The organism is Acidocella sp. MX-AZ02 (assembly GCF_000306035.1).
GTDB classification, from domain to species: domain Bacteria; phylum Pseudomonadota; class Alphaproteobacteria; order Acetobacterales; family Acetobacteraceae; genus Acidocella; species Acidocella facilis.
The window spans coordinates 426,486-432,622 of the sequence record NZ_JH976209.1 but is presented as its reverse complement, the minus strand read 5'-3'; the positions used below and the strand labels follow the sequence as shown (position 1 = coordinate 432,622).

The window sequence follows — 6,137 nt, the reverse complement described above, 5'->3', positions numbered from 1 at the left end:
AAGACGCCCCGCGCGGCCCACGCCGCCCGATCGTCACCGCGCCCAAGCGCGGCACCCCGGTCGCCCCGGCGAAGAAAATCGGCGACGGCAACCGCCGCGCCGGCCGTATCGATGTGCAGGCCGCAATCGCGGGCGAGGACGAGAAGACCCGTTCGCTCGCCTCGGTGCGTCGCCAGCGCGAGCGTGAGCGCCGCCAGGCGGAGCTGGAGAAGCTGCGCTCAGATGGCGTGAAAGTGGTGCGCGAGGTCGTGCTGCCAGAGACCATCACCGTGCAGGAGCTGGCCAACCGTATGGCCGCTCCCGGCCGCGACGTGGTCCGCGCCTTGATGAAGATGGGCGTGATGGTCACCATCACGCAGGTGATCGACGCCGACACCGCTGAGCTGGTGGTGCAGGAATTCGGCCACAAGGTCCGCCGCGTCTCTGACTCCGATGTCGAGCTCGGCTTGGCCGGCGAAGCCGACAGCGATGACGAGCTGCAGGCCCGCCCGCCGGTCGTCACAATCATGGGCCATGTCGATCACGGCAAGACCAGCCTCTTGGACGCGCTGCGCCATACCGATGTCGCGGCCCGCGAGGCCGGTGGCATCACCCAGCATATCGGCGCCTATCAGGTGACCCTGCCCTCCGGTCAGGCGATCACCTTCCTCGATACGCCGGGCCATGAAGCCTTCACCGCCATGCGCGCCCGTGGCGCCGCCTCCACCGACATCGTCGTACTGGTTGTGGCCGCCGATGACGGCGTGATGCCGCAGACCATCGAGGCGATCAAACACGCCAAGGCGGCGAGCGTGCCCATCATCGTGGCGATCAACAAGATCGACCGCCCGGGCGCGGACGCCAACCGCGTGCGCAACGAGCTGCTGCAATACGAGATCGTCACCGAGAGCATGGGCGGCGAGACCATCGATGTCGAGGTTTCGGCGCTGAAGAAGACCAACCTGGACAAGCTGGAGGAAGCCATCCTCCTGCAGGCCGAGGTGCTGGAGCTACGTGCCAACCCGGAACGGTCCGCCGAAGGTGCTGTCATCGAATCCCGCCTGGACAAGGGCCGTGGCCCGGTGGCCACCGTGCTGGTCCAGAAGGGCACGCTGCGCCAGGGCGAGATCGTCGTGGCCGGCGCCCAGTGGGGCCGCATCCGCGCGATGATCAACGACAAGGGCGCCCAGCTGAAGGAGGCTCTGCCCTCCCTGCCGGTCGAAATCCTCGGCCTCTCCGGCGCGCCCACCGCGGGCGAGCCGTTCGTGGTCGTCGAGAATGAGCAGCGCGCCCGCGAGATCACCGAGTATCGCGCCGCCAAGCTGCGCGAGCGTCAGGTGGCCGCCCAGACCGCATTGCGCGGCACGATGGAAGAGATGCTCGCCCGCATTCAGGCCGGCGCGCAGAAGGAAGTCGCCGTCGTCGTCAAGGCGGATGTGCAGGGTTCGGCGGAAGCCATCGGCGTGGTGCTGGGCAAGCTCGGCAACGAGGAGGTCCGCGTGCGCGTGATCTATTCGGGTGTCGGCCAGATCACCGAGAGCGATGTGCAGCTGGCGAAGGCCTCCGATGGCCTGATCATCGCCTTCAATGTCCGCGCCAATGTGCAGGCCCGTGAGCTGTCCCAGCGCGAAGCCGTGGATATCCGCTACTACTCGATCATCTACGAGGTGTCGGACGACATCGAGAAGCTGGTCAAGGGTAAGCTCTCCCCGGTGCATCGCGAGAAGTTCCTGGGCTACGCGGAAATCCGCCAGGTGTTCAACATCACCAAGACCGGCAAGGTCGCGGGTTGTTACATCACCGAGGGCGTGGTCAAGCGCGGCTGCGGCGTGCGCCTGCTGCGCGACAACGTGGTCATCCATCAGGGCGAGCTCTCGCAGCTCAAGCGCTTCAAGGACGACGTCAAGGAAGTGGCGCGCGGCTATGAGTGCGGCCTCTCCTTCGCCGGCTACCAGGATCTGCGTGAAGGCGACGTGGTGGAGTGCTATGAAACCGAAATCGTGGCGCCCTGATCGTCCCGGAGCGGTTATATGAAGCACTCTAACGACTCCAAAGCTGCCGCTGGCCCAAGCCAGCGTCAGCTGCGCGTGGGGGAGGAGATTCGGCATGTCCTCTCCGATATTCTCATGCGCACGGAATTCCACGACCCGCTCCTGGCGCGTGAGCATCTCACCGTCTCGGAAGTGCGGATGTCGCCGGATCTCAAACACGCGCTGGTCTTCGCCACCGTGCTCGGCCAGAAGGATATCCGCCCGCTGCTGCCGGCGCTGAAGCGCGTCGCCCCGTATCTGCGCGCGCAGATGGCGCCGCGTCTGGGCCTGCGCGTGGCCCCGGAGCTGAAATTCGTCGCCGACGAGGCGCTGGACGAGGCGACGCGGATCAACAAGCTCCTGCACAGCCCGGAAGTAACGCGCGATCTCGGGCCCGACAAAAAAAGACTGAAAAAAGTTTTTTGGCGCCGCTTTTTTCAAAAAAGCGGCAAAAACGCCGGGGGTGGTGACGGCGTCTGTGCAACGTCCCGAACATTTTTGGGGGACTTTTTGAAAAAAGTCCCCATACCCCCAAAAACTTTCGATAATTTTCCGGCAGAGCCTTGGAACCAACGCCTCAGACAGACGATAAGCCGACCAAGATCCTGCGCAGCCCGCTCTGCGCGGCAAAGCTGCTGCAGGCCGGCAAGCTCGTCGCCTTCGGCACCGAGACCGTCTATGGCCTCGGCGCGGATGCCACCAACGCCCAGGCCGTCGCTGGTATCTACAGCGCCAAGGGCCGCCCCAGCTTCAACCCGCTGATCTGCCATTACCCAGATGCCGACGCCGCCTTCGCGCAGGTCCAGCCCACCCGGCTCGCGGAGAAAATCGCCGCCGCCTGCTGGCCCGGCCCGCTCACCATGGTGCTGAAGCGCCGGGCGGCTTGCCCGGTTGCCCTGCTGGCCGGGGCTGGCCTGCCGACCCTGGCCGTGCGGATCCCCGCCCAGCCCCTGGCCCGCGAAATGCTGAAACAAGCCGGCCTGCCCATCGCCGGCCCGTCCGCCAACCGCTCCGGCCGCATCTCCCCCACCAGTGCCGCGCATGTGCTGGCGGATCTGGGGGGACGGATCGCCGGCATTCTGGATACCGGTCCGTGCCCGGTCGGGGTGGAATCCACCGTCATCGATCTCTCCGGCGATCGCCCGGTGCTGTTGCGCCCCGGCGGCGTCACCCGCGAGGCACTGGAAGCCCTGGCCGGCCCGCTCGGCGCGGCGCCAACCCCGGGTGCCGCCATGGCCTCGCCCGGCATGCTCGCCTCCCATTACGCCCCCGCTTTGCCCGTGCGCCTCAACGTCACCGCGCCGCGGGCAGAGGAAGCCTATCTCGCCTTCGGCCCCGCCCCCGCTGACCGGCTCTGCTTCCAGCTCTCCGGCAGGCGCGACCTCACCGAGGCCGCCGCCAATCTGTTCGAGGGGCTGCATTGGCTGGACGCCCATGCCAAGGGTGCCGCCGGCATCGCCGTCGCCCCCATTCCGGATACCGGGCTGGGAGTGGCGATCAATGACCGCCTCGCCCGCGCCGCCGCCCCGCGCGGATAAGCGCCGCCCCCTCTTGGCAAATTCGTTACTTCGCAATATCGGATGATCGCGGTGCCTCATCGGTGCCGTGCCTCGCGCGACAATCACAGATAGGCGTTTCATTGCTTCCTCGTCTCAGGCCAACCCGCCAGACGCCGCATTTGTGGCTATTTTGTCACGATACGTCTGTTACCTTGTCCAGATTTCTGTCGCATTTAAGGCGCAAACGCTCACCCGCCGCCCCGTCCGGGGTTTCGGGTCTCACTCAAGATCGCTTCTCAGGAGGAACTTCCTTTGGTTAAACCGTTGCGCAAGGCCGTGCTCCCCGTTGCTGGCCTCGGTACGCGCTTTCTGCCGGCCACCAAGGCGATGCCGAAGGAGATGCTCCCCGTCGTCGACAAACCGCTGATTCAATATGCGGTGGACGAGGCCCGCGCCGCCGGCATCGACCAGTTCTGCATGGTCACCGGCCGCGGCAAAACCGCTTTGATCGACCATTTCGACATCGCCTTCGAGCTGGAAGCCACCCTGGCCGAACGCTCCAAGCGCGAGGCGCTGGCGCTGCTGCGCGAGGAGGCGATGCCGCCGGGCGCCATCACCACCGTGCGCCAGCAAGTGCCGCTGGGCCTCGGCCACGCCATCTGGTGCGCGCGCACCTTCATCGGCGACGATCCCTTCGCCATCCTGCTGCCAGACGATCTGGTGCTGAGCCAGACCCCCTGCATCGGCCAGCTCGCAAAAGTCTATAACGAGACCGGCGGCAATGTCGTCGCCATTTCCGAAGTCCCGCGCGAGCACACCGCCCGCTACGGCATCCTGAAAACCGGCGCCATCGAGGGCGACCGCGTCGAGGTCACCGGCCTGGTCGAGAAGCCCAAGCCCGAGAACGCCCCCTCCAACCTCTCCATCATCGGCCGCTATGTGCTGCTGCCGGAGGTGATCGGCTATCTCTCCCGCATGGAGGCCGGGGCCGGCAACGAGGTGCAGCTGACCGACGCGATGGCCAAGATGATCGGCGAGAAGCCCTTCCACGGGTTGAAATTCGAAGGCAAGCGCTTCGATTGCGGCGACAAGGTCGGCTTCCTGGAAGCCCAGATCGCCTTCTCCCTCGCCCGGCCGGACCTCGGGCCCGCCGTGCGCGAATTCCTGAAAAACTACGTCAACGCCTGAGACAAGAGGAAGCGATGAGCTTTTCCCATAAATTCCCCGCCAGCAGCCTGCGCGAGTATGATATTCGCGGCATTGTCGGCGAAACCCTCGGCGAGGCGGATGCCTTCGCCATCGGCCGCGTCTTCGGCTCCATCGTCGCCGAGGCCGGCGGCAAAAAAGTCGCGGTCGGCCGCGATGGCCGCCTCTCCTCGCCCAAACTCTCCGCCGCCCTCATCGAAGGGCTGGTCGCGTCCGGCATGGAGGTGATCGATATCGGCCAGGGCCCGACCCCGATGCTGTATTTCGCCTCCTTCACCCAGCCGGCCGACGGCGCGGTGATGGTGACCGGCAGCCATAACCCGCCGAACTATAACGGCTTCAAGATGATGTTGAAGAACAAGCCGTTCTTCGGCGCGCAGATCCAGGATCTCGGCGCCCGCGCCGCTGAGGGCAAGGTCGTCGCGCAAGCCAAGGGCAGCGTCGTCGAAAAAGACATCTCCGAAGCCTATATCGCCCGCCTGCTGCAGGATTGGGACGGCAAGAAGACCCTCAAGATCGTCTGGGATAACGGCAATGGCGCCGCCGGCGACGTGCTGACCAGGCTGGTCGAAAAACTCCCCGGCAAGCATATCGTGCTCAACGGCAAGGTGGACGGCAACTTCCCCGCCCATCACCCGGACCCGACCGTGCCGAAGAACCTGGAACAGCTGATCGCCGCGGTGAAAAAGGAAGGTGCTGATGTCGGCGTCGCCTTCGACGGCGATGCGGACCGCATCGGCCTGGTCGATAATGAAGGCCATATCCTGTTCGGCGACCAGTTCCTGATCCTGATGGCCCGCGACGTGCTCAAGCAGCACCCCGGCGGCACCATCATCGCCGACGTGAAGGCGAGCCAGGTACTGTTCGACGAAGTGGCCAAAGCCGGCGGCACCCCGCTGATGTGGAAGACCGGCCATTCGCTGATCAAGTCCAAAATGGCCGAGACCAAGGCGCCGCTGGCCGGCGAAATGTCCGGCCACATCTTTTATAACGATAAATGGTACGGGTTTGACGACGCGCTCTATGCCGGCGTGCGCGTGCTGGGCGTCATCGCCCGCATGGAAGAGACGCTGGGCGCCTTCCGCGCCTCGCTGCCGCAGGTGCTCAACACCCCCGAGCTGCGCTTCGATTGCCCGGAAGACCGCAAATTCCAGGTGGTGACGGAAGTCGCCGTCCGGCTGAAGGAAAACGGCGCCAAAGTGTCCGATACGGATGGCGTACGCGTGAACACCGAGGATGGCTGGTGGCTGCTGCGCGCCTCCAACACCCAGGCGGTGCTGGTCGCCCGCGCGGAAGCCAGCTCCGAAGCCGGGCTGGTGCGGCTGAAATCCGCTCTGGCAGTGCAGCTTTCCGCGTCTGGACTGACGCCGGATTTTGATGCGCCGTCCGCAGGGCACTAAAAAGAAGTGGGGACTTTTTAAAA

At 65.5% G+C, this 6,137-nt stretch carries 4 protein-coding genes and 1 pseudogene; all 5 read left to right on the top strand.

Going from position 1 to position 6,137, the window contains the following annotated elements:
• Positions 1 to 1,991 (top strand): translation initiation factor IF-2 (infB, locus tag MXAZACID_RS14295; RefSeq protein ID WP_008495172.1); only part of this gene is annotated, 1,991 nt, incomplete at its 5' end.
• An 18-nt stretch (positions 1,992 to 2,009) separates the two neighbouring features.
• Positions 2,010 to 2,414: pseudogene (rbfA, locus tag MXAZACID_RS18395) on the top strand (30S ribosome-binding factor RbfA); the annotation flags it as partial.
• A gap of 158 nt (positions 2,415 to 2,572) precedes the next feature.
• Positions 2,573 to 3,547 (top strand): L-threonylcarbamoyladenylate synthase, encoded by a 975-nt coding sequence (locus MXAZACID_RS14290; RefSeq protein ID WP_008495171.1) that lies wholly within the window; start codon positions 2,573 to 2,575, stop codon positions 3,545 to 3,547.
• Positions 3,548 to 3,820: 273 nt separating this feature from the next.
• Positions 3,821 to 4,696 (top strand): UTP--glucose-1-phosphate uridylyltransferase GalU, encoded by an 876-nt coding sequence (gene galU, locus MXAZACID_RS14285; protein ID WP_039885405.1) that lies wholly within the window; start codon positions 3,821 to 3,823, stop codon positions 4,694 to 4,696.
• A gap of 14 nt (positions 4,697 to 4,710) precedes the next feature.
• The gene (gene pgmG / locus MXAZACID_RS14280) at positions 4,711 to 6,114 is read left to right on the top strand and encodes a phosphoglucomutase/phosphomannomutase PgmG (RefSeq protein WP_008495169.1); all 1,404 of its coding nucleotides are present in this window, start codon (positions 4,711 to 4,713) and stop codon (positions 6,112 to 6,114) included.
• The last annotated feature ends 23 nt before the right edge of the window (positions 6,115 to 6,137 follow it).